Source organism: Ruficoccus amylovorans, from assembly GCF_014230085.1.
Taxonomy (GTDB): domain Bacteria; phylum Verrucomicrobiota; class Verrucomicrobiia; order Opitutales; family Cerasicoccaceae; genus Ruficoccus; species Ruficoccus amylovorans.
On sequence record NZ_JACHVB010000012.1, the window covers coordinates 88,027 to 113,233 of the forward strand.

Annotated in this window: 17 protein-coding genes; 13 read left to right on the forward strand and 4 right to left on the reverse strand. The window is 58.4% G+C overall.

The features are described 5' to 3' along the window. The first annotated feature begins 294 nt into the window (after window positions 1-294). From H5P28_RS01465 to H5P28_RS01480, 4 genes are all read left to right on the forward strand, one after another. Entirely contained in the window at window positions 295-840 is a 546-nt protein-coding gene (locus H5P28_RS01465) for a PulJ/GspJ family protein (protein ID WP_185673929.1), read from the forward strand. Continuing rightward, window positions 803-1,375, forward strand: coding sequence for a PulJ/GspJ family protein (locus H5P28_RS01470; RefSeq protein WP_185673930.1), 573 nt, complete (start codon window positions 803-805; stop codon window positions 1,373-1,375). The genes H5P28_RS01465 and H5P28_RS01470 overlap by 38 nt, the downstream gene beginning before the upstream one ends. Then, window positions 1,372-2,772 carry a DUF7305 domain-containing protein gene (locus H5P28_RS01475; protein WP_185673931.1) on the forward strand — a complete coding sequence of 467 codons (1,401 nt, stop codon included), beginning with the start codon at window positions 1,372-1,374 and terminating at the stop codon, window positions 2,770-2,772. Before H5P28_RS01470 ends, H5P28_RS01475 begins: the two co-directional genes overlap by 4 nt. Window positions 2,773-2,858: 86 nt before the next feature. Then, window positions 2,859-4,982, forward strand: coding sequence for a RecQ family ATP-dependent DNA helicase (locus tag H5P28_RS01480; protein ID WP_185674240.1), 2,124 nt, complete (start codon window positions 2,859-2,861; stop codon window positions 4,980-4,982). 293 nt (window positions 4,983-5,275) lie between these two features. On the opposite strand, the gene H5P28_RS01485 is transcribed toward H5P28_RS01480, so the two are convergent. Then, window positions 5,276-6,010, reverse strand: a complete 735-nt coding sequence (locus H5P28_RS01485) for a hypothetical protein (protein WP_185673932.1) — start codon at window positions 6,008-6,010, stop codon at window positions 5,276-5,278. Window positions 6,011-6,582: 572 nt separating this feature from the next. Between H5P28_RS01485 and H5P28_RS01490 the strand changes: the two genes are divergently transcribed. From H5P28_RS01490 to H5P28_RS19970, 4 genes are all read left to right on the forward strand, one after another. Further along, complete coding sequence (locus tag H5P28_RS01490; RefSeq protein WP_185673933.1) at window positions 6,583-7,455, forward strand: AraC family transcriptional regulator; 873 nt, start codon at window positions 6,583-6,585, stop codon at window positions 7,453-7,455. Between the two features lie 245 nt (window positions 7,456-7,700). Then, window positions 7,701-8,423, forward strand: a complete 723-nt coding sequence (locus H5P28_RS01495; RefSeq protein ID WP_185673934.1) for a hypothetical protein — start codon at window positions 7,701-7,703, stop codon at window positions 8,421-8,423. Continuing rightward, window positions 8,420-9,778, forward strand: coding sequence for a sulfatase-like hydrolase/transferase (locus H5P28_RS01500; protein ID WP_185673935.1), 1,359 nt, complete (start codon window positions 8,420-8,422; stop codon window positions 9,776-9,778). Before H5P28_RS01495 ends, H5P28_RS01500 begins: the two co-directional genes overlap by 4 nt. A 107-nt stretch (window positions 9,779-9,885) precedes the next feature. After that, window positions 9,886-10,086, forward strand: coding sequence for a sulfatase/phosphatase domain-containing protein (locus tag H5P28_RS19970; RefSeq protein ID WP_343075465.1), 201 nt, complete (start codon window positions 9,886-9,888; stop codon window positions 10,084-10,086). A gap of 121 nt (window positions 10,087-10,207) precedes the next feature. Here the strand turns inward: H5P28_RS19970 and H5P28_RS01510 are convergent, their stop codons facing one another. Continuing rightward, on the reverse strand, window positions 10,208-13,672 hold the full coding sequence (locus H5P28_RS01510) for a hypothetical protein (RefSeq protein ID WP_185673936.1): 3,465 nt from the start codon (window positions 13,670-13,672) through the stop codon (window positions 10,208-10,210). Between the two features lie 276 nt (window positions 13,673-13,948). On the opposite strand from H5P28_RS01510, the gene H5P28_RS01515 reads away from it, so the two are divergent. Then, window positions 13,949-15,004, forward strand: a complete 1,056-nt coding sequence (locus H5P28_RS01515; RefSeq protein ID WP_185673937.1) for a LacI family DNA-binding transcriptional regulator — start codon at window positions 13,949-13,951, stop codon at window positions 15,002-15,004. 69 nt (window positions 15,005-15,073) lie between these two features. On the opposite strand, the gene H5P28_RS01520 is transcribed toward H5P28_RS01515, so the two are convergent. Both H5P28_RS01520 and H5P28_RS01525 read right to left on the reverse strand, forming a co-directional pair. Further along, window positions 15,074-15,937, reverse strand: coding sequence for a helix-turn-helix transcriptional regulator (locus H5P28_RS01520; RefSeq protein WP_185673938.1), 864 nt, complete (start codon window positions 15,935-15,937; stop codon window positions 15,074-15,076). Between the two features lie 176 nt (window positions 15,938-16,113). Beyond that, a complete protein-coding gene (locus H5P28_RS01525) occupies window positions 16,114-17,973 on the reverse strand; it encodes an FAD-dependent oxidoreductase (protein ID WP_185673939.1) in 1,860 nt (619 codons plus the stop codon). Between the two features lie 685 nt (window positions 17,974-18,658). On the opposite strand from H5P28_RS01525, the gene H5P28_RS01530 reads away from it, so the two are divergent. The 4 genes from H5P28_RS01530 (at window position 18,659) to H5P28_RS01545 (ending at window position 25,087) form a co-directional block, all read left to right on the forward strand. Then, entirely contained in the window at window positions 18,659-20,668 is a 2,010-nt protein-coding gene (locus tag H5P28_RS01530; protein WP_185673940.1) for an FAD-dependent oxidoreductase, read from the forward strand. A 163-nt stretch (window positions 20,669-20,831) separates the two neighbouring features. Then, window positions 20,832-21,464, forward strand: coding sequence for a type II secretion system protein (locus H5P28_RS01535; protein ID WP_185673941.1), 633 nt, complete (start codon window positions 20,832-20,834; stop codon window positions 21,462-21,464). Window positions 21,465-21,579: 115 nt separating this feature from the next. Then, window positions 21,580-22,926, forward strand: a complete 1,347-nt coding sequence (locus H5P28_RS01540; RefSeq protein ID WP_185673942.1) for a glycoside hydrolase family 2 TIM barrel-domain containing protein — start codon at window positions 21,580-21,582, stop codon at window positions 22,924-22,926. Window positions 22,927-23,053: 127 nt separating this feature from the next. Beyond that, window positions 23,054-25,087 (forward strand): sodium:solute symporter family protein, encoded by a 2,034-nt coding sequence (locus H5P28_RS01545; protein ID WP_185673943.1) that lies wholly within the window; start codon window positions 23,054-23,056, stop codon window positions 25,085-25,087. Window positions 25,088-25,207: the final 120 nt, after the last annotated feature.

Sequence of the window (25,207 nt, forward strand, 5' to 3'; positions counted from 1 at the left end):
AGGGAAGGTCGTCGGGGTGAGAGGTCATCAACGGAGACTTGCATATGCGGGTATCGGTAGGGGTTAGGTGTCAGCCCGAAAAGCGGTCTGACAGGCCGCATTATTACGCTTCTGTGACGGGCGGACAAGGGAGCCGGAAGTTATATTGAAAACCTCGTCTGGCGCCAAACCCGTTGAGGCCGGGCTGGGAACGGCCATTTCATCAAATCATTAAGACAAACGCAGGTGGTTCTACGTTGACCCGGATTCGATTTTAAGGTTTATAGCCTATGTCTTTATGGGTGGTAATGCTTAATGGTTGAAGCGATGGAAAGGGCTCGTTTATTTTTCGACAGGACCCCGGTTTATCGCGGAAAGATCGCCTATTCGCTCGTTGAGGTGATGATCGGCATGTTTATTCTGAGCCTGGTGCTGATGGCCTGCATTGCGGCGCTGCCACAGTTGCGTAAAATCTCCTACCGCTCGGATTCGGTCCGGATGGGCTTTACCCAGCTCAATGCCGCCATCGAAGCCTATCGGACGCGGACTTTTGAGCAGATGGCGGACGAGATCGACGGCACGGGTGCCTCTTCCGCCAACGTCGCGCTGATGATCAGCCTCCTTGGGGATGACATTTCCACGCCGTCCGACAAGCTCAGTCACGATCTGGATGAGATCGTGCAGAATAACGTGACCTACACTGTGGACAGTTTTCTCCAGTATGTGGACGGAGATTCGGAGCTGATAAAAGCGACCGTCGTCGTGCACTGGAGCCAGAGTGGCGAAGATCACCTGATCTGTAGCCACGCAGTTTTTTCAGAAAATGGATTATCCGACAAAAAATTCAGCCTCGCGAACTGAGGCTTGCGGGCTCGCTGACCGCGGAGACAAGGGTTTCTCCCTGGTTGAGCTGCTGATCGCGACAAGTATCCTGTCTCTGGTATTGGCCGGAACGTATTCGGCTTTCTATTCCGTGGGGCAGAGTACGCGGGTGTCGCTCCAGCATGTGGACCAGTCGTCCGAGTTGCAGTTTGCCTTCGAGTCGGTACTGCGCTCGATGCGGGCTGTCAGCCAGGTGCACCAGACCGACAGCGATGTGTTCGAGTTTACCACGGTACGGATGGACGGCAGCAGCGAACGCCTCCGGTACGCCTTCGATCCGGATGGGCAGGCTTTCGTCCGCACCTCGGTGAGCGACGGGACGTCCCGGAAATTGATCGGTAACGTGACACACGTGCTTTTCACCTACTACGACCGTTTCGGAGAGGAAACTGGTACCCAGATCGACATGAATGCCGCCCGCCTTAGGGTAACTTCCGAGCGTGAAGGCATGGGTGGAAGCAAATCCGTCGATACCGAAACGGCCATGATAACCTTCAGAAACAAGACGCTATGAAAGACCGTTCCGCTCGCCGTGGCTCCGTTATTCTGGTGACGCTGATCTTCGCCACCGCCGCCTTGCTGATCATTCTCAGCCAGACCCGGACGCTTATGCAGCAGTACGAGACAACGGTGGATTACGGGATCGGTCAGTCCGCCTTCCATCTCTCGGAGTCGGGGCTTGAGCGGGCCATGCACGCCATCACCGAGGGCGACATGGGTTCGGATGGCTGGAATCCGCAGGGCACGCGCTCCTGGTCAAAGTCTTTTTCGGAAAAACTCTACCGGAGCTACGAGGCCGACACGACCGTTTCAGTCAATCTCGATACGGATCAGGTTTACACCATCACCGCGTTGACGGGGGTAAAGGTCGGCGGCGAATTGGTCCAGAGCGCGGTGGAGATCAAGGTCCGGGCCTCGCGCACCGTTGCGCAGGAGGAGAACTCTTCCGGCAGCGGCATTTTCGGTTACGGCATGGTGGCCAAGGACGGCCTCAAGCTCAACCACAACAACCCCGGTATGCGCGTAGCCAGCTACAACAGCGACACCGACTACGGAGTCCCTGTCTTCGGGCAGAATACCGGGTACGACATCGTCGTCGCCACCCCGTCGAAGAACGGCTGGGCGATCAACATCAACAATGCCTACATCCACGGCGCGGTGCGCAGCGGCGGTGGCACGATCGGTTATTCGAACTCTCACCCGCACGACCCTCGGCAGAATGCCACCGTCATCGGGCCGGATTCCGGCATGACGTATGGGGTGGACCCGAACCGGATATCCACGGATTTTGACGCGGAAATCCCGAGCCCGGACTACCCCACGACTGAAGGACGAGCCGTCTCGACCATGGATCAGAACGACTGGCAAAACAAGGCGCGGATCAGCCTCGGCTCGTGGAACCAGCCGACGTGGGTTAGCACCGAGCGCATCAACTCCAATAACGGCTCGCAGATCAACATCGTGGGGGATGTCGTGATCGACGCGCAGCGCAATCTCAACCTCGGGGCTGATGTCAATATAGCGCCGGGTGCGACCCTCATCATCATGGCCGGCGAGAACATCCATATCAACGCGCAGCAAATTGACCAGCAGTACCCAGCGCAGTTGCAGATCATCGCGAAAAACAACCAGGACGTGGTGCTGAACAATTTCAAGGTATTCACCGGCGTCATCAACGCCCCCAACTCCAACGTGCGGCTGGCCGGGGTGGGTGGTTCTCCGAAGTCGCAGTTCCGGGGGGCGATTGTGGCCCGGTATATCGAGGTCACTAACGGAGCTGAGTTTTACTACGACACAAATCTGGGTGGTGGCGGTCAAAGCGACTCCGAGGATGCTGGCGGCTCATCCGGCGGCATTGCCGAGCTCAAGCTGCTAAGCTGGCGGGAGGTTTCCCCGGCTTCGCTCCAGTAAGAGCCTGCAGAGTGGGAGCTGTGGTCGGTTAAAGCTCCCGAAAAGAGGGAGCTTTGCTCTTGGCTTTCACCGGAGGGTCCGTATGGATGGGCCGGGTGCAGCAGGCAAGACAGGTACTGAGGAAACACTTTGGGTTTGATGATTTTCGCGATGCTCAGCAGCAGGTGGTGTCCAGCATCCTCGAGCGGCGCGACACGCTCGTGATCATGCCTACCGGGGGCGGTAAAAGCCTCTGCTACCAGCTCCCCGCGCTCATGATGGACGGGGTGACACTGGTGGTCTCGCCCCTCATCGCGCTGATGAAGGACCAGGTAGATGCGCTGCGCGCTCGGGGTATCCCCGCTGGCATGATTAACAGCTCGCAGAATTGGGAGGAACAGAAAGAAGTGCTGGATTTGATGCGCCGGGATGAGATCAAGCTCGTTTACGTTTCGCCGGAGCGCTTCCGGGCGGCCTCATTCACACGCTCGTTGGAGACGACGCGCATCGCCATGCTGGCCATCGACGAGGCGCACTGTATCAGCCAGTGGGGGCACGATTTTCGGCCAGACTACATGCGGCTCGGCAGCGTGGTCGAGCAACTGGGCCGTCCGCTATGCTCGGCTTTCACCGCGACGGCGACCCCCGATGTCCGGGAGGACATCCAGCGCCAGTTGGGATTGCGTGAGCCGTCGGTCTTCGTCTCGGGTTTCGCCCGGGACAACCTTAGTTTCAACGTCTCTGAGATCGACCGCAAGATCGACAAATCCGTCCGCCTGCGCGAACTCATCGACGCCTACGGCACCGGCATCATCTACTGCGCCACGCGCAAGAGCGTGGAGGCCGTGTCGGCGGAACTGCGGGAGGACGGGATCGCGCACTGTGCCTACCACGCCGGGCTATCGAACTCAGAGCGCGAGGCCGCGCAGGAGCGCTTCATGCGCCGGGAAGTCCCTGTCGCCGTGGCCACGAGCGCTTTCGGCATGGGTATCGACCGGGCGGACATTCGCTTCGTCTGCCACTATGAAATGCCCGGCAGCGTGGAGGCGTTTTATCAGGAAGCCGGCCGCGCCGGGCGCGACGGTAAGCCCGCCTATTGCGAACTGCTTTTCATGTACGCGGACAAGCGCGTGCAGGACTTTTTCGTCGAAGGAGCGAATCCGGAGGTGCGCAAGATCCGCGAGGTTTACGACTTCATCCGCTCGCGCTGCAATGACCAGCACGAGATGTTTCTGCCGGTGGACGAAATCACCGAGGCCCTGCCGGGCAGGAACAACCCAATGGCCGTTCATACCGCGATCGGGCACCTGGTACGCCGGGGCTACCTGGAGCGCTTCGATGTGCCCGGTGAGCAGTTGCGCGGCACCCGCTTGCTCAAGCCTGAAGTGGATGCGCGCGGGCTGGAGCTTCCCGAAGCGGACCTGCTCGAAAAACGCCGCCGCGATCTGGACAAGCTCAAGGCCGTGGTCCAGATGGCCTACGCCAAGGAGTGCCGCCAGTCGTGGATCCTGCGGTACTTCGGCGAACCGGTGGAGAAGGATTGCGGGCGCTGCGACCAGTGTTCGCGCGAATCGGTCGCGCGGACGCTCCTGCCGGACGAGTTCGTCATCCTGCAAAAAGCTCTCAGCGGAGTCGCGCGGATGTCGTACCGGCACAGTCGCTACGAATGGCAGCCACGTTACGGGCGGACGAAGATTATGCACTGCCTGCTGGGTAAAAACGATGCCCGCCTGACCCAGTCCGGGCTCGATGAGTTGCCGACCTTTGGCATCCTTCAGGAGCTGGGAGCGAAATTTATCAGTCGCTTGTTTGAGGCGATGGAAGAAGCCGGACTCGTTGAAATCGAGCAGGGTGAGTACCCGTTATTGCGCCTGACCGAGAGCGGGGCGCGGGTCATGTTCGGCGAGGACGAGGTCGCCCTCGACTGGCCGGAAGCGGCACGTCCGGCCCCCTCCCGCAAAAAGAAAGCCGCTGTCGCCAGTCCCGACGATGTGCAGGATCGCGAGCTTTACCGCAAGCTGGTCGCCCTGCGTGACCGCATGCGACGGGCCCGCGGTAATGCTCCGGCCTACACAATTTTTCCCAACGCCGTCCTGGCGCAACTGGCGGATCTGAAGCCCGCCGACGCCGACGCGGCCATGCAGGTCAAGGGTATCGGTCCGGCCAAGGCCGAGTCGATCCTTCCGGCTTTTCTGGAGCTTATCGCTGGCCGGGAGCCCGAGGAAGTTTGAGGCATAACCACGTTTCTGCTGCCTGTGACCGATATGGCGATTTGCCATTGTTTTCCAATACGGGAATCGGCCACAAAAAAAAACGCCTTGCCCCGATGGGCAAGGCGTTGGCGTGCATGTTTAGAGCGTTTCCAATAAAGTCGTAGCCGTCACAAAAGGGCCAAATGTCTAAATGATTAAATGGTTAATTGTTATTTCCTATGTTCGGCATCCAACAATTAACAATTAGCCATTTAGCTATTCAAAGTTTGTGGCTATAGTATTTTTTGAAACGCTCTAAAGGTTATTGGCCGTTAGCGACGCTTGGACAAGAATTTCTTCCGGCCCAGGGTCAGGAGCAGGGCCAGGGCGGCGAAGACCGGGCCGATCACGGCGGGCTCGGGGATCACAGTCGAGCCTTCGACAGTGACATTGTCGAGCCGGTAGTAGATCGTGGTGACGGGCGTGGAGGTAACGTAGGCGTAGATGCGAAGCTCGATGGTTTCCAACCCTTGGTATTGGGCGCCGCTCAGATCGACCGTGAAGGTGTTATAGGACGGGGACGTTGTGTTGAAGGTCGTTGAGGCGATGGTATCTCCGCCGGTATTAACGGCCAGGTCGTTGGTGTAGTTATCGGCGCTCGTGCGGACGACGGCATTAACAGTGTAGTTGTTGCTGCCAGAGTTGCGAGTGCCACCCAGGTCGAACGTAAGCGAGTTCAGGTACAGAGCGCTTCCCTCGTCGGCGGTAAGAGTAATGCTCAGGAATTGGGTGTCATTAAAGCTCTGGCCGAGATTGGCCGTTTGGGTCCAGGCGCTATTGTAGGTGCCTCCGTAACCCGAGCCCGTGCCGTTGATGCCTTCCCACGTGGCATTGTCAGCGGTGATATTTTCATCGACGATGGTTGGGCCATTCACGGGCGAAGACGTACTCTCAAACTGGTACTCGACCAGGACAGCCGCGTTGGCGGCGCAGGCCAGGGACAAGAGTCCGGCTGCGCCGATGAGGGCTGATTTCAAGGGCAGGGCAGAACGTGTTAATGCATTCATGGTCATGGTATTTTGAGTCGTTGGTTCGGGGCGATATTGTATCGGTGCCATCTGTCTTATGGGCACTCATACGGGTAATTAACTGCTATCAGGCTAGGTTCGAAAAAGGATAGCAGCAAGCGGACATGGTTATGTTTTTTAGGAATCAGGTTAGAAAAAAGCGCGATAAACAGTAAGGGAGCGAGTGGTGATAGGGACGTATGAAGCGTTTTATTGGTAACCACTTGATTGTTTTTCCTAACCTCATCTCATTGCGAGGGTAGCCGCGTATGGGCTATAACCGATGTCTCTCATGCCTTTCCTGTGCTCGTTGTCTGATGGGCTTTGCCCGTTTTTGCCTCAGTGTTATGCGTGCGAATGAAATGCTCATGAGCCGAGCCATGATTGTTGGATGTATATATATGGATTCTTAATAATAATATTCGTTTTAGGATATGCCATTACTTGGGAAAACGGTGTATGATTGAGAGATGTGATGATTTGAAGAAATTCCACGTTGGTAGATATGCCTCACAGACGTTGCGAAGTATAAGTGTTTGCCCTGAGGATGTCATGAGTAGGAAGGCAGGAGAATGAAGCCGGCCTCTTTGCTCCAGTTTCGCGATTGGTCGAGCCTGCATGCCGACTTGGCTTGGGTGTACAAGGGAAGCGTACCAGATGAGTTTCGTAAACGGCATTGCCCTTCAGATTTTCTGGGCGCATGGCTGGTGCTGGAAGGCTCGGTGCGAGTTAGCCAGCGTCACCGGGAAGTATGCGCCGCGCCGGGTGACTGGCTGATCATGGCTCAGAATGAGGGCTATCAGGAGTTTTCCGAGGGGGCGCAGATATTGTCTATCCGCTACTGCGCGGAGTGGCCTGACCGCAAGCCGTTCTTCGAGTTGGGACTGCCGCTGATTATGCGCGGAGCAGATCACCCCGAGCTGGAACTGCGAGCTCAGGAGCTGCGGGTCGCGGTGGAAAAAGTCCTGCCCCCGGTGCCGACCGAATTGCAGGGGCAGTCGGTGAACCTGAGCAGCTTTATCGCGGTGCGGGCGAAGTTCTGGGAGTGGTTTGGTGAACTATACGAAGCGCTGAGCGGGCGCGGTATCTCTCCGACCAGGGTTGGAATTCAGGATGAACGTGTGTCCCAGATGGTGCACTATCTCGACCACCTGGAACTTTCCGAGCGGGTACGTGAGAGCGATCTGGCGCGTCTGGCGGGACTCTCCACCGCGTATTTTGTGCGCCTTTTTCGGGATGAAGTCGGGGTGACTCCAAAGCGGTACTTCGATGAGCGGCGTCGTGATGCCTGCCGTCGTCTGCTTGGGGCGGCCGATATTCCCATCAAGGAAATCTCCTACAATCTCGGTTTTACGCGCCTGTCGGATTTCTCTGCCTGGTTCAGTGATGAACACGGGGTCTCGCCGCGTAAATACCGGGAGCTTGAGCAGGCTCGTGGGGATTGATAGCAACCGCTTTAAGTAGAACCGTTCCTTCAGCCCCTGTCGCCAGGAATATTTTCATCTGCGATAGCTCAAACTCGTTGGCGAGATTTAGCGGCGAAGTTTAAGATATACCCGGCTCTGTTTCCGTCCTTCCTTAAGCGTAACTTTTTGACCGTTTTTCCTAAGGAGCATTCGTTGACCGGTGCGGGTTGTGGATTAACCTTTGATGTAACTCTTATCTCTTTATGTGGCACCCCTTTGATATAATGACGGATGAGTTGGCCTTGCCCGACGGTATGAAGTCGGTGGCGGGAAACTCCCAGGTCCGGCGCGTCTATGGCGAGCGTGTGACCCGGTGGTTCAAGGACAAAAGCAGCGCGGATTCGCAGTGGCCGCCTACGGTGGACAAACGCCCTGGCATCAGGCTCGATATCCGGACTGAACGCGGCGGATTCGATCTTGGAATCACGCACGAGTGGCCCCTCACATCGAATTTTACCCTTTCCGGCGAAATGCGCTGCGCCGATAACGCCTGGCGCAGCCCAACGATCTGGAATCTCGCGCAGACTTTCACCACGACCCGCGGGAATGAGATCTTACCTGCTATCGTCGAGCAAGGCCGTTGGGAAAACGCGAGAGTGCAGACGGTAACAACTCAGGGCACGCGGGAAATACGAAATGCCCGCGCGGCACCGGCCTTCGCGTCCGTTTATGCCTTGATGGCCGCTTTTCCGGACGTTTCGCGGGGCGGTTTGGGCGAGGCCTTGCTTCAGGAGGAGACCTTGAGTTTTGTCACCTCCGCCCGGATAAAAAATGCCCCGAAAGAGCTTCAGCGCAATAAACTGGCCCAGGGTTTGACGGGCTATACCGTTTATACAGCGACCGGTTATCCCGCCGATTACTGGCTCAATGAGAATGGCGTCGTGATCTATGTGTGCTGGGGGCCGAACCGCGCCTTTGTGCTCGAACAGTCGGAGGAGTTGGCATGAATGCATTATCTCGAAGAAACTTCCTGAAAACCGCAGCCATCGTTGGAGCGGGCGCGAGCCTGCCACAGTGGGGCAGGGGACAGTCACCAGCCATCCTGAAAAACCGGAAGCCGAACATCCTCATGATCAGCACGGACCAGTGGCATGCCGATGCTTTCGGATACCGGGGCAATAACTTCCTGCAAACGCCGCACTCGGACCGCATCGCTGCTATGGGCGTGGACTTCCCGATGTCGTACTCGCCAGATCCGGTTTGCGGGCCGACGCGCACTTCCTGGCTGACGGGACTCATGCCGGTCGAACACGCAGTCACCTGGAACGGAGTTAAAATCGACCCGGCGATTGTCGATTTTGGCCAGTGGTTCGGAGATCACGGCTACGAGACCGCCCATTTCGGCAAGTGGCACACCTCGGGACGCGATCCGGCCAAGAGCTTCCAGTACTACACGGGGATGCACCCGGCGGGCCAGTACGGGGATCTGCCTGCTGGCGCAGTGGCGAGATCTTACCTGCTGAGCCGGACGAAGGACAAACCGTTTATCGCGCATGTTTCGCTGATGAACCCCCACGACATTTGTCAGGTGGCCTGCATGCGTACTGCGGACGGCCAGTTGCCGGTGGACATTGATGACTTGCCGCCGCTGCCCGATAACTTCTATGCCCGCCCGCCGGAACCCGAGGTCGTCACCATGAAAGTGCGCAACTCCCCGCGCCGTCTGCCCGTGAGCACATGGACGGAGACCGACTGGCGCTTTTACCGGTGGATGTACTACCGCTACTGTGAGATGGTGGAAGTCGCCATCGGCCAGGTCCTCGACGCCCTCGAAGCCTCGGGCCAGAGCGAGAACACCGTGATCCTATACACCTCGGACCACGGGGAAGGTCTTGGCCATCACGGCCTGAGCGCGAAAGCTTTTCTTTACGACGAGGCTGCCCGCGTCCCGATGGTAATCGCTGCGCCGGATCGCCTGCCGCAAGGCGTGATAGATGACCGGACCTACACTTCCGGCATCGATCTTTTCCCGACCTTCTGCACGCTGGCCGGTATCCCGACTCCTCCTAATCTGTGCGGCTACGACATTATCGGCCAACATGTGTCCGGTAAGCGCGCGCGCGACATCCTTGTGACGGGAGCTTCCTTTGAGGGCGCGATGGGGCGCGATGAGCGCTATAAGTTGATTCGCTACACGGATCGCTATGTGCCCAGCCCAACGCAACAGTTATTCGACATGCGCAGCGACCCGGGCGAAACGATCAACCTGGCCGAAGACCCCAATTATGCCGCTGTTATGGCCCGCCTGAGCGAAGGCATCGATGACTTTCAGGCGCGGCTGACTCCTTACCGAAAGTCATAAATGGTGGCTGCGGGGCGAACGTGAACTGTGCAGCCCAAGTCATGTTTCAGGAATTTTCCTGAGATGGAAGTGCTGTTTATAACCCGACTATTATCTGGGCGAACACGCTGCGCACGGAGACGGATAAACTGGTGACTTATCCCGGCCATCCTGAGTGGACGGAGGCTTTTGATCTGCAGGAGGACCCGAAAGAAAAAAGCAACGTGATCGGCTCTCCGGAATTCGCTTCGCGACGGGAGCAACTCATCGAGCGACTTCAGGATGAATTGACGGATACAGGGTTGGCGATACCCGATATTCCCCGGTAAACGCGATGACGACCTTGCGAGCAGGAACGGCGATTCCTGCCCGTCTTTTTGCGGTAAAACCGGAGAGCGATTTATCACATAAATTCTGTGAGGGCGAATAATCCTCCCGGGCGAAGTTGCTCTACATCGCGAAGCTGATCTCGATCCGCTTGATTCTTCCGGTGCGGCCAATCAATTCCTCTGCGAGGTCTTGCGGCAGGGTGTCGGAGGGGATTGTCCGGCTCGAACCGTCCGCTAAATACACTTCCATGCGGGTGTCGGGCGATTCGTCAAGGTGGTAGATTACCGGCACTTGCGCCAGGGTGAAAAGCAGTCCGCCGACGGGCACAGTGTAATGCGTACTGAGTCCAGCCGTGTCGATAATATCGACGCTACGCGGTTGGCTAAGGAATTCCTCGCGCCTCAGCAGCCGGGGCCGAAAGACGACTTCGCCCTTACGATAGGAGACACCCAGCTCGGCGAAGCGGCACAGGATGCCCTCCTTGACCATCCCGGTCAGGCCTGGCTGCTGCGCACCTGCATGTGCGGGCGTATGAGAATAGGCATCTGCCGGGAACGCGCCGTACTCCTGCGGAGTCTTGCGGAAGCCAAGGCCGTTCTGAATCGTGTAGTATTGGTGCCGGAGCGCGGCGAAGCTTGCGCTGTCGTTGATGCGTGAGGCTTGCAGGGAAAGTTCGGCTGCGGCCAGCATCAGCTTGGAAACCATATGCCAGTAAATGCTCCCCAGCCCTTCGTAAGCGAACATCGAACCGCTGCGCCCGGTGAATGAGCGGTGGTTGAAGGTGGCTTCGTAGAGCGCGAGCACCGCCTCGCGGCTGTTGATGAGCAGTTCCTTCCGTTCGGGGTCGCGGTCGATCTCGTCGAGGCGTTTTTCCAGTGCGAAGCGGTTGACCATCGCAGGGTGGAAGCGCAGGCATTTTTCCTTTGGTGAAGAGATTAGCAGCGTGTTGTCCCTTGCGTCGATCATGGCCTTGAGCAGGGGGATGGCTCGGGCGTCGTCGGGCTTGACGCGGTTGGTTTCCAGAAAGCGCGGAAGCTCGCGGTCGGTGTAGAGGATGTAGCTTTGGCGGTGGGGACAGTAGAGCGGGCTTTCGGCGAGCAGATCGAGGATGCGCACGGCTTCGGCGGGAGAGATTGCGCCTGAGCTGAGCACGGCGACCTGGCCTTCGAGCATCAGGCCAAGGCGCTCGATGTTTGCAGTCTGATGGCTGGGTTCGATATGGAGGACATTATAGGAGTGGTAGAGGCCGTCGTTGCGCTGGTTGCCCCGGATGCACGCAAACAGGTGTGCCCGTGCCCGCCCGAGGAAAGCGAGTATCTGCGAGACCTCAAGCTGGGTGCGCGTGCCGCTCTCGCCCCGGTAAACGCTGCTTCGGTAGGCTTCTCCGGCCTTGCCCAGCGCACGGATGGAGGCGTAGGTGCGTTTGGGGTTGGGTTTCTTGTCCACGGCCGGCGTCGACTGAAAGAAAGCGTCGAGATGCTCGAGAAACTGGTGGAAATTCTCATGGCAATCGAACTCGCCCTGGACGGGTTTGAGCAGCTTTTCGAGGAAGCCGACGTAGCGGTGCAGGTATGCGGTTGTTACCATGGACAGGCCGTAACCGGCGAGGGCATTGTTGGCATCGTTCCATTCTGGGCGTTGGGTGTTCATCCAGATGCCACCGCCGGGGACGAGGTTGCTCAGCTTGACGGCGAGCGGGATGAGCAACTTTTCAAGAAGGCTGGCCGTGACAAGGCGGCCGGCGCTGTCATGGAGCAGGCGTCCGTCAGATCCTTCGGTCCGGGTGCGCTCGCTTATCTGGCGGTCTCGTTCCGCATTGAAGTGGATGGAGTGGTTAGGGTCGCGCTCCAGTTGCTCGAAGGGTTTGATCTCATAGGGCACATCCGCGAAGACGTAATCAGCATTGCCCAACCGGTTGCGCAGGCTCTCGGAGTCGAGGTCGAAGGAGAACTCCAGGAACTTGAGCAGGTAAATAATCTGGTGGTCGCCCCAGTAGCCGATAGAGGCCCAGGGGTCCTCGGGGTCGGGCTTTTCCCATTCGATGCCTGAGGAGGTCAGGCGATACGGGTTGTAACCGTCGGCAGTGGAGGCGTTGAGAAACTGGGCAAGGAAAGCGTCATTGTAGCGCGGAAAGCTCCAGGCGAGTGACTCCCAGTTCTGGAAAATGTCGCGCCAGTTCCCCTGAAACCCGACGACGGGTTGGCCATTGGCGTCGCGGGTCTGAATGGCAAAGTTGTTCCAGGGGCGGCTGGGGTCACCGTGCCGGCGACTGAAGGTCAATGGGAGGTACTGCTGGCAGAGCCTGGCCAATGGGCCTCCGACTTCCTCCCGCGAGCGGGCGACCAACTCAGGGAAGGAAAGCGTCTCAGGCAGATGAGCGAGCCAGGCTTTTTCGGTTTCGGTAAGGCGGGTGTGGTGTGTTTCTATATGACGCGTTAGGAGCTCGCGGCTGACTGTGTAGTTATCTTCGAATACGCCGCCGCGCATGATGTTGAAAAGAACGTTGGCGTGATGGTGAGCGGTGACGGCCTCCTCGGCTGATAGCTGCTGCGCGTCGGACGAGGCTACCAGTGCCTGCAGACGGCTGTGTCCCCGGTCGATGTCCGTAAGCACGTCCTGCCAGATCTTTTCCGGATTCTTCAGGTGGAGTTGGAGTTCGGCCACCTGCTGCTGTGTTTGCCGGATATCGGCCACCTGTACCCATGCCTTGGTGCCCTTGGCTTTGAGAGAAAAATGACCGGCGTTCAGGTAGCATCCGCGCATGGCCCGGACGCTCTCGACTACTTTGTGTTTTGACGGAGCTGAAAGAAAGGCGTCCGCATCCTCGTGCCGAAGGAGCACTTCGCTGCCGTCCCAGCCGTGCGACCATACGGCAGTCGCCAGCAGGCACTCCATTGGGACTGCCTCGTCGGTGAGCGAAGACGCCATCCGGTGGATCAGCAGCTTGCGTTCGGTGTCAAGTTCGCTCAGTTTGTAGGCGTCGCCGAGGCAACTGTAGTGGAGCTGGGTGCGTGCATCCAGGCCGGCGGGCATAAAATTACACAGTCCGTCAACAACGGCCAATTTTCGGCTGACTGGCCCGGTGTTTTCGAGTTTTACCTGTCGGACAAAGCCGTATTTCGGCGAGGTCTGCCAACTATAGCTGAAGCGCAATTGCAGGTCGCCGTTTGTCTCCTCGAAAATGATGATGTCTCCGTCGATACTCTTGAGGAGGCGCTGGTTGACTGGATACTGGAGCCTGGAGTAGGGTTTGAATGGTTCCCAGCGGCAGCCGTCAGCTACAATGATGGTCTGCGGCCCGGTTGTGTTCCAGTTGTCAATGATCTTGTCAACGGTGTAGTAGGGGAACAGGGAGGTGTCGGGTGATCCGCGTCCGGCGCTGAGCGCACCGTTGCTGGCGGCAAACATCCAGTGATTCTCCGGGCTGATCACGCTGAAAAAGAACGGCGGCATTTGCTCTACATGCTCAATGCACTGGAAGCGTGTCCCGTCGATGGTGACAAACGTGTCGTTCGGGCTAGTTGTTGCCGGGGCGCAAGCGGATTTGGACGCCGAACGGGGGCGGGAGATTTTTTCTTTGCTCATGGGGAACCGATCTCTCTTGGGATGGGTTTGGGATTTATGTGAATGTTGACGGGAGGTATCTCCGATAACTGGCCGGTCGAAGGCGGGTGAGTGCCAGGAGTGTGTCTTTCCGTCCGCCAGCGCCGTGCCATACTGAGACTCGGTATTTCGGAAATGGGCGGAGGCAGCATTTCTTTAATGCCAAAATTGCATAAAATTGCATTTCAATGGTCAAGGCTTTTCCTTGATTTGTTGCATGTAATTGCAAATAACGGGAGAGATCGTTTCGACTTATTCATGACCCAGACCAACCAGCAGGAAATCGCCGACAAACTCGGCCTTTCGCGCGCGACCGTATCGCGCTGTTTCACTAACCACCCGGGCATCAATCCTGAGACCCGGGCGCGTGTGTTCGAGCTGGCTTCAAAGCTTGGCTATAATCACATGGTCATGCGTGGAGGCAAGGCGGGGGCTAAACGCTCCCGGCTGACATTCGGAGTGTTGGTTTGCACGAGCGAGGAGGAGTATCATCGGCTCGACTACGAGAGTCCCGGTCGCCTGCTGATCAAGGGCATATCCGAGTATTGCCAGTTGAGTGGGGTCGGCATGTCGGTGCACTTCATCGATCCAGCGGTGCAGACGGTGGAGGATGAGGCTTATGCGGAACTCTTCAATACCGCTGGCCGCCACTGGTCGGGGCTGCTGCTGCTCTATCCCTTTCCTTCCCGCGTGGTGGTGGAACTGGCCTTGAAATACCCTTGTGTCTCGCTGGTGGAGCAGGCGGACGCCCGTAATCTCGACTGTGTGGATGTTAACCATTACCAGGGTGTCGGTATGGTGATCGACCGGCTTCATGGGTTGGGGCATCGCAGGGTCGGCTTTTATTCCAAGGCGTACGCGGTGGAGGCTGGGTGGGCGTTGAGGCGTTTCGGAGCCTACATGGAACGAATGACGCAAATCGGGTTACGCATGCGCTCCGGGGACATGATCAACACGCATCCGTCGCGCATGGTCGGGCTGGAGGAGAGTTTTGACCTCGCTGCCCAGCGAGTGCGCGAAGGCGTGACAGCCTTTGTCTGTGCGGCTGATCACCAGGCCTACGACTTGATCCGGGCATTGCTCAAGCGCGGCCTGCGGGTGCCTGAAGATGTCTCCGTTACCGGGTTTGATGGTATTCACGTTCCCGCCGGGATGCCCCGCTTGAGTACGGTTTGCATTCCGTATCGAAATATCGGATACGTAGCTTCCAACCGGCTGAGTGATTTGCTCGGTAAGCGTTACGGCCCGGCGCAACACATCCTGCTTGACGGCCAGATGCGTGAAGGCGAGACGGTGTGTGCTCCGAAGAAATAGCTGCCGCCGAATTCCGTGTTTTGGACGAGTGGAGTCGAGATCAATGCCCGACCGGCTGGGCGTGTAGGCTCAGTGCTCGGTGGCCATCGTGCGGTAGTCGCGCGGAGAAATGCCTTCGTTGGCCCGGAACCAGGCGGAGAAGTCCGACAGGCGCTTGAAGCCGAGATCGTAGGCGACTTCTTTGATCGGGACTTCCGAAAAAGCCAGCAGGCGACGGCAGGCGTTGAGCTTGCGGTTGAGAAAGTAGCGCTTCGGCGTGACCCCGATCTCTTCGCGGAATTTACGGTTGAACTGGCTGATCGACACGCCCGCCTGCTCGGCCATGTCCTTGATCGTCGGCTGGTTGACGAGCGGCATGTGGTTGAGCTGATGGAGGATGTTGAGGGCGGTATTGTCCTGAATATCACCGCGTGAGGCATGGACACCCAAACTGTTGAGGTGGTTGTGTAGCTTGATAAACCACTTGTTGAACAGCGAACGTATTTCCATGAAGCAGTCGAAAGACACCGTCTGCGTGCGCAGTTCGTAGTTAGCTTTGAGGCCGGAGTTTTGGATGTACTCCAACAGTTCGGTGGAGAGAGTCTCCAGCTCGGGGCAGGCGGAGGCGGGCGTTTTTATGCTGAGCCCCTTGTTGAAAAAGGGCTGGCCGTCCGGCCACTCGGCCTGAAAGCGGATCGAGCGGATACGCGTGTTTTTGGCGAAATGCTGCGTGCCATAGGCGAGCTTGAGGATTAGCCATTCGCCGGGGTAGGCCACGATAGTTTTTCCCTGTTGCTGCAGCTTGATTTCGCCGTCGATAACGAGCCATGCCCCCATGAAGTCGGGCTGGCAATGCGCATCCCTGAAGGCTTCGGGGACAATACCGCTGTAGATCCACGCCAAGTCCAGGTGCAGGTTGGCATAGTCGCGGTATTCAAGCTGGGAGGAGGACATGGTTCCTGTCAGTCGCAAAATAGGATATTACCCTCCGGGGCAAGCAAAAACAGGGAAGCGTCCCGGTAAGTACGATGGGCCATACCGGGATTTGCGTATCCCTACACCTCGCTTACGCGAGGATTTACGTCACCGTTTGCGCCGGGATGGTGGCCCGTGCAGCGTGTGAGATATATTCAGTGCGCGGACGCGACCGTCTGCCGGGCTTGTAGGTCAGGGTAGGAGGGCGCGTTGTTGCGAGCCAGCTCTTCAAGGCGCTGGTAAAGGACGGACATCGTATCGTATTTGCGGATATTGTGGGCGATGTCGAGAGTCGTGCGAATGTCCATGACATCGGTTCCGTTCTCTTTCAACTGATCCACAACGCGGTGGAATTCAGGCCGGATCTGGCAGAGGCTGTGTTCGCTGTCAGCACGTAAGTGTGTGGCAGCACCGGTCCAGACCCCGCGCACGGCGAGCATCTGGAAAGCTTCAAACGCCGGGTGCTCGAATGTAATGTCCTCGTACCAGTAAAGCGGGATACCGGCGCGCACGAGCTCCTGCTGGTAGCGGTGCAGGTCCCAGCCGGCGAGTGGCCATTCGTGTTCCTGGTGGGTGAGGCAGTAAGCGGCCATTACCCCGGCGGCCTGGCCGATGGCCCACTCCTCGGGGTGGAGTCGGTAGGCGCCGTTGGCGATCTGCGTCACACCGAGGCATTTTCCGGCCACGGAAAAATTCACGAGTTCGTCGGTGACCATCGCCGTGTACGGTATCTGGTAAGCCGCAGTTGGCTCCCACAGGCCCCGGCCTCCACCGCTGCATTTGTGGACATCCAGCCAGTATCCGCCGAGTCCGATGGAGTCGTTGAAAATACTCCCCCGCGCGGTTTCGAAGCAGTCGCGGTGGACATCCTGTTCGCGTACAATGGTGCGGGCACGCAGGCGACGCGACTCACGGATGTACGGGGCCATGGCAATGCCGTCGGGCGTGCCGGTGGCCTCGGGGACGGGGCGGATTTCCGGGTAGCCAAAACCGCCCTCGTCGCGAGGCGCTTCGTTTTGCAGCCAGTACAGGTAGCATTGTGTGAGGTGCCGGGCGTCGGCCAGAACGCGCTCGGGGGATTCGCTTTCGAGCAGGGGCTCTTCGTGATAGTCGTTGCTTGGGACGTTGATAACGGCTCGCGGGCGGGCATCATCGGCGAAATTTTTCGGGTCAATGACCGAGCGGTAAAACCAGCTCGGGACACACAGCTCGCCATTCGGGGTACGGGAGGTTTTCCACATGTAGGCGGGGCGGCTCTGACTCCGTCCGGGAGAAAAGAGGAAGAAACCGCCCTGACGTTCGCGTACAGCCTCATAGTTCTCGGGTTTGGGCAGGGCATTGTTTTCGCCGGGGGCCCACTCCACGGTGGCACAGAAGGTGATCGACTGGATGGAATTCGGACGGGCTTCTTCGGGCGCGTGCGGTTCGCCGAATTCAGACCGTGATTCGCTGCCCTTCATGTAGGGCAGTAGCAGCAGCGGAAGCGTGTCGCCCATCTCCGTGCCGTCGAGGAAGAACGAGCCCTCGATACGCATCAATTCACCGTTGGAAAGGTTCTTGAAAATAGCGGCTGTGACGCGCTTGCCGATTTTTTCCATCTCGTGGATCTTCCAGCCGGTTTTTATCGTCAGCCGCCCTTCGTCCACGGCGGGCTTGAGCCATTCGAGGATGACGCGATGTGCGATATGCGACTCCGCAGCCAGATGCGAGCACAGGGCATTGCCGGGGTTGAGGTGGATTTGCGCCTTGCCGAAAGCGGACAGCTCGCGGTGCTTGCGGTAGTGTGCACGCACGCGCTCGCGGAACTGATAGTAGCTGCGGTTGACGCCGGCTTTTTCGGAGATGGGGTCATGCATGTCATCCAGCACGCAAAGGCCCTGGCTGGTGGCTTGCCCGCCGATCCAGTCAAATTCATCCACGAGGACGACTGTATGGCCGGTGCTGGAGAGGGTTTGAGCGGCAGCGACCGCGCCGAAGCTGCCGCCGACGATTACAACATCATGGTGATTGCTCATGGAAAGAGTTTAATTGATTGAGTGACCGTTATTGATCTGCGTCGCAGCTGTACATCAGCGTCTGATGTGAATCGCGTAATGGGTTTAAGTTTGAGGTGAATCGTCCTCTATTATGACTATTGTCATTGAAAATATGATGAATTCATTGAGACGGGATTCGCAGGACGTGGACTTGTTTGAGATATTGAGGGACGCGTGATTTTACATGCGCGGTATGCAATGGAGCTGACGTCGGATATGATGGGGTAACCGTAGGTGATTCGGTTCTGTCGCTGCAAATGAATGCGGTTAGGTAAAACGGTAAAAAGGTTACCAATAAATCGGTAGATGGCGGTCGAATGAAGGTACGCGAATCAGTGCGAAGAGAGTACTGTGCTTTTTACTAACCTGTTTTGAGAAAAACATAACCGGCCTTGCTTGCAGGTTGAAAAAACTGCACCAAATGTAGGTAGCGTCGGTTTTTCGGTAGATGAACGAAACGCTGGCCCGAGGCCGATGAACCCGGCCTCTGATCACCGAGCGAGTTTCTGTCGATCGGTAATTTTGATAACCCCGTGAGACCTCTAGTTATGTATAAGTTGATGTGCCCCACGTATGAGTAAGTTCGATGGTGGATTGGTGGTTGCAAGTATCAGAAAACTATAAAACTTTTAATCTTAGAATATACGTTATGACTTCTCCGTTTATGCCCCGATATTTGATTCTGAAGCTTTTCCTGTTCTCACTGTTGTGTACGCAAGCAGTTCGGGCCGACAGCCTTTCGGCGGACTACGATCTTGTCGTCTACGGAGGGACGGCGGCTGGTGTCATGGCGGCGGTTCAGGCGGCGCGTTCCGGTGACTCGGTCATTCTGCTGGAGCCAGGCGAATTTCTCGGCGGGATGACCACGGGCGGGCTGGGCGCGACGGACACTGGCCGCGGGAGTACTGTAGGCGGCCTGGCGATGGAGTTTTACCGTCGCGTCTATGATCATTACCTCAACGAAGGCAACTGGACGCACGAGACCCGCGAGGACTATCTTCCGCGCCACCACCTCAATGTGAACGATTCGCTGAAGGCGCATTGGTTTTTCGAGCCGAAAGTAGCCAGCGACGTGATGGCGGAGATGATCGAGGAGAATGCCTTCCCTGTTGTCTATCACGCGCGTCTCGACCGTGAAAACGGCGTGACCAAAGACGGGAACCGCATCACCGGGATCCGTACCGAGGACGGGAAAAGCTACCGGGCAAAATACTTTATCGACGCCACTTACGAGGGCGATCTGATGGCTGAGGCAGGTGTTTCCTACATCGTTGGTCGCGAGTCCAACGACGATTTCAAGGAGACGCTAAACGGCGTGCAGACCTTGCCCGCCTACCGGGCCGCGCACGTTTCGCCGTACAAGGTGGCGGGTGATCCCTCCAGCGGGCTGCTGCCGCGCATCCTGCCGGAGCGTCCGGGGCCGGAAGGCTCGGCTGACGGGCGCACGCAGGCCTATAACTTTCGGCTTTGCCTGACCGACGTTCCCGAAAACCGCATCGCTATCGAAAAGCCCGAGGGCTACGACCCGATGGAATACGAGGTGGTGCTGCGCCACATCCAGGGCAGTCCCGACATCATGCCCGGCAACGGTAAGAAGAGCGGTTTGTTCACGCTTACCCCGATGCCCAATCGCAAGACAGACTCGAACAACAAGAACCTTTTCTCCACCGACTATGTGGGCATGAGTTGGGACTGGGCCGAGGCCTCCTACGGGGAGCGCGAGCAAATCTGGAACCAGCACAAGACTTACACTCAGGGCTTGCTCTGGTTTCTGGGCAACGACCCTCGCGTGCCCGCTCACATCCGCGAGGAGGTGCTTCGCTGGGGCCTGCCCAGGGACGAGTTCGTGGACAACGGGCACTGGCCGCACCAGCTCTACGTCCGTGAGGCTCGTCGCATGCGCGGCGCGGCTGTCGTGACCGAGCACAACGCAACGGGCGAGGATGTGGCGGCGGATTCAATCGCGCTGGCCTCGTATCCGCTCGATTCGCATTTGGTCAGCCTCTACGTCGGGCCGGACGGGACGCTTATGCTGGAGGGCGCGTTTTTCCTGCCGGTGACGCCGTTCCCCGTCGGCTACGAGACGATCACGCCGCGCCGTGAGGAGTGCGAAAACTTGCTCGTGCCGGTTTGCCTGTCTTCGACGCACTCGGCCTTCGGGTCGATCCGCATGGAGCCGGTTTTCATGATGCTCGGGCAGGCCGCGGCCGCCGCCATCGGGATTGCCGAGCAGAACGGGGCCGCTGTGCAGGATGTGCCTTACGCTGATTTGCGCGCCCAGTTGCTGGACCTGGGAATGGTGCTCGATCCCGCGTCGAAACCGGCGGCTTCTCCCAAGGCCGCCTCGCAGGCCGAGTCGGGCTCAACGGCGGTAGCGGTCGATAAACTCGCGAAGGCCGGCTACATCAGCAACGCGAACTACTGGACGGCGCTTGCCCGCCCCGGGAAGCAAATGTCGGGCACGAATGTTGGCGTGCTCACGCTGAAGGTTGTTTCCAAGAATATCGAGCCGGTGGAAAATGTCACCCAGGCCTTCGAGGTACTTGAGCGCGAGGGCCTCATCACCAGCAGCGACTATTGGGCAAAAAGAGCAATCCCCGGCGGTAGTTGTGATGGGGGCCATGTGGCGGCTTTGCTTGAGCGCCTGTCGTCTCTGCTGCCCGGCCAGTCATGATAACCCTGAAGAATGGCTGGAATACCCGAAGATGCTCAGTTTTCCTAACTATTGGGACGAGTAAGGAAACCTGAAAAACTGGCGATAAATAAAGACACACGGCATACTGACTGTAAATGAGGCAAGGCCCTCGAACCCCATAAATTCAAACAAAACTACTCCCATGATATCTAACGTCACCAGCCGGTCGCGGCTATCGGACGGATCGTATGCTTTTACCATCATCGAGTTGCTGGCCGTCATCGCCGTGATCGGTATCTTGGGCGCGATCCTGATGGCGGCGGTTCAGAAGGTATCGACATCCGCCCAGTCAGCCCAATGTGGCTCCAACCTGCGGGTGTTGCACGGAGCGTTTATGATGGCCACGGTCGATAATGAGGGGAAATTCCCTTACGAAGAGGCCAGTGATGATGATCAACTCCCACAGTGGTGGCACCGCCGGATTGGCGCTTACGTCGAAATTCCCAAAAGTATGGACTGGAAGACAGGCGCGCAGGCCAGCGGTATTTATCTCTGCCCGACTGACGAGAAACCCTACGCCAGCGTGATGAGCTACGGGATCAACAAGAGGTTTATGGACCTGAGTATGGGCACGCTGTCCGGTGGCGGCAACCCGATCCTGCTGGCCGATGCTGATTCATTCGAGATACATTCCACCGCCTCAAGAATCCAGCACGTTATGTTTCGGCATGCGGGCGGATATACACAGGTAATTTTGCTGGACGGCAGTGTCCACCGCTATACCGAAGACGAACTCAAGCCGCTGGGTGAGGCGGACGGTCTGTGGCGGCCTTGACGCGGCAGGCCAGCGGAGGCTGTCGCCTCTCGGTCGATGACTTTAAAACGCAGATCCCGGCGGCACGTGTTTCGCCGGGCACCACGATGATAACCCCTTATGATGAAGCAGTGATATGATGACCTGGTTTTACAAAACAGTGCCCTTGGCTTCCCTGAACCTTTTGTGCCTGGGTGCCTGTGGCAACAACAGCACCGAAAGCACTACTGCGAATGCCGCTCCAGAAGAACCCGAACAGGTCTGGGTCGAGATCGTGCAGGACACGGACGGTAACTACAGCCTGACGCGCAACGGAGAACCCTACCAGATAAAGGGGGCGGGAGGCCCGAGCCGTTATGAAAAACTCGCGGAAGAGGGAGGAAACACCACCCGCACCTGGGGCATCAACCAACTCTACCCGCGCGACGATAACGGTAAGAACCTGCTCGACCGCGCCCACGAGGCGGGTATTGCCGTGGTGGCCGGAATCTGGGTGCAGCAACTGCGCAGCGGCTTCGATTACACCGACCAGGCCTCGCTCGAAAAGCAGCGCGAGTTGATCCGTCAGGGCGTCCGTGATTTTCGCGACCATCCGGCCATCCTCATGTGGGGGCTGGGCAATGAAATCGCGATCACAACGCCGGGTGACAATGACGCGATGTGGAAAGAGCTCAATGTGCTGGCCGAGATCGTGAAGGAAGAGGACCCGTTCCGTCCGGTCATGACGGTGATCGCCGGCGCGCACGAGGGCCGGATCAAGGGGTTACTGGCGAATACGCCCGCCATTGATGTTCTCGGCGTGAACGCCTACGGCGGCGGATCGAATGTGCCCGAACGCCTGCAGCGCTTTGGCTGGACGAAGCCCTATGTACTTTCCGAGTACGGCCCGCGTGGCCATTGGGAAGTGCGGAAGACCCAGTGGGGCGCGCCGATTGAGCCTTCCCCGATCGACAAGGCCCGGCTCTACCTCGACACCTATCAGGCGTTGGAGGAAAACGGCGGCGGCAATTATCTGGGCAGTTTCGCCTTCCTGTGGGGCGACCGGCAGGAGGTCACGCCGACATGGTTCAGCATGTTCCTTTCGACGGGGGAGAAAACTCCCGCCGTCGATTACATGTCCTACGCCTGGACAGGGGAGTGGCCGGAGGAGCTGGCCCCCTGGGTGGAGGACTGGACGGTGCCCTTTGCTGAGAAAAAAGTGAAGGCGGGAGAAGTTTTCACTGTTGAGGCCAAGGTCCACGCCGACCATGCCGACACGCTGGAGTGCGAGTGGTGGGTGCTCCCCGAAAAGAAGGGGCCGTCGGTCGGCGGTGATCCCGAAAAGTGGCTGACACCGATCGAGGGCGTGATCATGGCCAGCGACGGCCCGACGGCGACCGTCCGCATGCCGGAAAAACCGGGAGCCTATCGGCTTTACCTCAAACTCAGTAACGGCAAGGGCGGTGCCAGCGTGCAGAATACCCCCTTCTACGTGGAGGAATAACACCTTGTCTTTTTGCGATCCGCTTCCGATTGCGCAACGGCTTGTTTCTGCTGCTGTGCGGAGTGTGATTGTGCCGGCAAACTTTTCACAACGTTTCGTGGCGGGCTGACCTTTTCTCTCTTTTTTCATGCATACCATCGACTGGCTTTTTGTCATCACGCCACTGCTGATCGTTTTCAGCATCGGGGCTTTTACGCAGAAGTACATGCGCAGCGTGGCGGACTTCATGTCCGGCGGGCGTGTGGCGGGACGCTACCTGCTGGCGGTTTCCAAGGGGGAGATGGCGGCCGGGGCCGTGGTCTTTGCCGCAGTCTTCGAGGTGATCGCGCGCGCCGGGTTTACCTGGACCTGGTGGCAGTGGATAAACATCCCGGTCGGCCTGCTCGTGGCCACGACGGGCTTCGTCGTTTACCGCTACCGCGAGACGCGGGCCATGACGCTGGCGCAGTTTTTCGAAATTCGCTACAGCAAGCGTTTCCGCGTGTTTACCGGGTTCCTCGGGTTCTTCGCCGGGCTGGTGAACTTCGGAATCATCCCGGTGATCGGGGCACGCTTCATCACGGCGTTTGTCGGCCTGCCGCCCGTGTTGAATATTGCGGGTGTGGACGTGGGAACGCATCTGCTGGTCATGGCGGTGTTGCTGTCGATCACGCTGTTTCTGACCCTTGCCGGGGGGCAGATCACAGTGATGGTGACAGATTGCCTGGAGGGCATGCTTTCGCAGATCCTTTATCTGGTCATCATCGGCTGCCTGGTGTGGATGTTCAGTTGGAGCGAAATCTCGGACGTGCTTTCCAACCGTCCGGCAGGCGAGTCGTTGATCAACCCCTTCGACTCGATGGCGTTGGAGGATTTTAATCTGTGGTATGTGCTGATGGCCGCCTTTACCAGCGTCTATGGCACGATGGCGTGGCAGAATCAGAGTGCCTACAACTCCGCCGGGCTGACCCCGCACGAGAACCGCATGGGCAACATCCTCGGGCGCTGGCGCGAGTACGGTAAGCAGGCGCTGGTCTATCTGCTGGCCATGTGCGCCATGACGTACCTGCTGCACCCGGATTTCGCCGAGCAGGCGAAGGTGGTCATGCAGGAGCTCTCGCTCATCCCGGATACGCGGGCGCAGGAGCAGATGCGCATCCCCATGGCTGTGTCTCACATGCTACCCATTGGCGTGAAGGGGGCCTTCTGCGCGGTGCTTATCATGGGGATCTTCGGCGGGGATTCCACGCACCTGCACTCATGGGGGAGTCTTTTTGTGCAGGACGTGCTCGTACCGCTGCGCAAGCGTCCCTTCGGCCCCAGACAGCACATCCGTGTGCTGCGCCGCTCGATCACCGGGGTGGCGATTTTCGCCTTCATCTTTGGGGCGCTCTTTCCGCAGACGGAGTTCATCGTCATGTGGTGGTCGGTCACGATGGCCATTTACATCGGGGGAGCCGGGGCGGTTATCATCGGCGGGCTTTACTGGAAAAAAGGCACGACGGCGGCGGCTTGGACGGCGTTGCTGGCCGGTTCCGGCCTGAGTGTGGGCGGGATTATCGCCCGCACCGTGCTGAAGGACGATTTTCCCCTCAACGGCATGCAGGTCTCGTTTTTCTCCTGCCTGATCGCCATCGGGCTATACGTGCTCGTATCGTTGCTGACGTGCAAGGAGAACTTCAACATGGACCGCATGCTCCACCGCGGCAAGTACGCCAAGCTGACCCGTGCGGTGGGCGATCCGCGCGCACCCGAGCCGAACCGCCGCCGGGGCTGGCTGGCGAGAATCCTCGGCATTGATGAGAACTTTAGCCGTGGCGACAAGATCATTGCCGGTGGCCTGGTGGGCTGGGGGATGTTCTGGTTCAGCGTCTTCATCGTCGGCACGACCTGGAACCTGCTCGCTCCGTGGCCGGTCGAGGTGTGGAAGCAGTTCTGGCACGTGGTGGGGATCGGGATTCCGGTGTTCATGTCGCTGGCGACGGCGATCTGGTTCACCTGGGGCGGCACGCGGGATATTTTCGCGCTCTTTGGCCACCTCAAGTCGCAGGTCGTGAACGAACTCGACGACGGCACCGTGGTTGGGCACCAGAATCTCGACGAAGCCGCCGTCACGCATGAAACCGACGGCGCTACGCAGAGCGAGACCATCCACCCGGAAAATCTCCCTGACAGGCGGTAGCCGGTAGATTGCTTCCGATCACGCAGCCATTGGCGGGGCGGTATTGTTGATATGCCTTTTCCGGCGAGCCTGACTTCGGCCCGAAAAGTGTATTCCCGGCCTGCTCCATCTTGGAAATGA

Coding starts and splice junctions, on each gene's coding strand:
- H5P28_RS01520 (WP_185673938.1), bottom strand. CDS start 15,937: ATGTCCTCCTCCCAGCTTGAATACCGCGACTATGCCAACCTGCACCTG.
- H5P28_RS01475 (WP_185673931.1), top strand. CDS start 1,372: ATGAAAGACCGTTCCGCTCGCCGTGGCTCCGTTATTCTGGTGACGCTG.
- H5P28_RS01485 (WP_185673932.1), bottom strand. CDS start 6,010: ATGAATGCATTAACACGTTCTGCCCTGCCCTTGAAATCAGCCCTCATC.
- H5P28_RS01545 (WP_185673943.1), top strand. CDS start 23,054: ATGCATACCATCGACTGGCTTTTTGTCATCACGCCACTGCTGATCGTT.
- H5P28_RS01535 (WP_185673941.1), top strand. CDS start 20,832: ATGATATCTAACGTCACCAGCCGGTCGCGGCTATCGGACGGATCGTAT.
- H5P28_RS01465 (WP_185673929.1), top strand. CDS start 295: ATGGTTGAAGCGATGGAAAGGGCTCGTTTATTTTTCGACAGGACCCCG.
- H5P28_RS01530 (WP_185673940.1), top strand. CDS start 18,659: ATGCCCCGATATTTGATTCTGAAGCTTTTCCTGTTCTCACTGTTGTGT.
- H5P28_RS01495 (WP_185673934.1), top strand. CDS start 7,701: ATGACGGATGAGTTGGCCTTGCCCGACGGTATGAAGTCGGTGGCGGGA.
- H5P28_RS01500 (WP_185673935.1), top strand. CDS start 8,420: ATGAATGCATTATCTCGAAGAAACTTCCTGAAAACCGCAGCCATCGTT.
- H5P28_RS01470 (WP_185673930.1), top strand. CDS start 803: ATGGATTATCCGACAAAAAATTCAGCCTCGCGAACTGAGGCTTGCGGG.
- H5P28_RS01525 (WP_185673939.1), bottom strand. CDS start 17,973: ATGAGCAATCACCATGATGTTGTAATCGTCGGCGGCAGCTTCGGCGCG.
- H5P28_RS01540 (WP_185673942.1), top strand. CDS start 21,580: ATGATGACCTGGTTTTACAAAACAGTGCCCTTGGCTTCCCTGAACCTT.
- H5P28_RS01490 (WP_185673933.1), top strand. CDS start 6,583: ATGAAGCCGGCCTCTTTGCTCCAGTTTCGCGATTGGTCGAGCCTGCAT.
- H5P28_RS01480 (WP_185674240.1), top strand. CDS start 2,859: ATGGGCCGGGTGCAGCAGGCAAGACAGGTACTGAGGAAACACTTTGGG.
- H5P28_RS01515 (WP_185673937.1), top strand. CDS start 13,949: ATGACCCAGACCAACCAGCAGGAAATCGCCGACAAACTCGGCCTTTCG.
- H5P28_RS01510 (WP_185673936.1), bottom strand. CDS start 13,672: ATGAGCAAAGAAAAAATCTCCCGCCCCCGTTCGGCGTCCAAATCCGCT.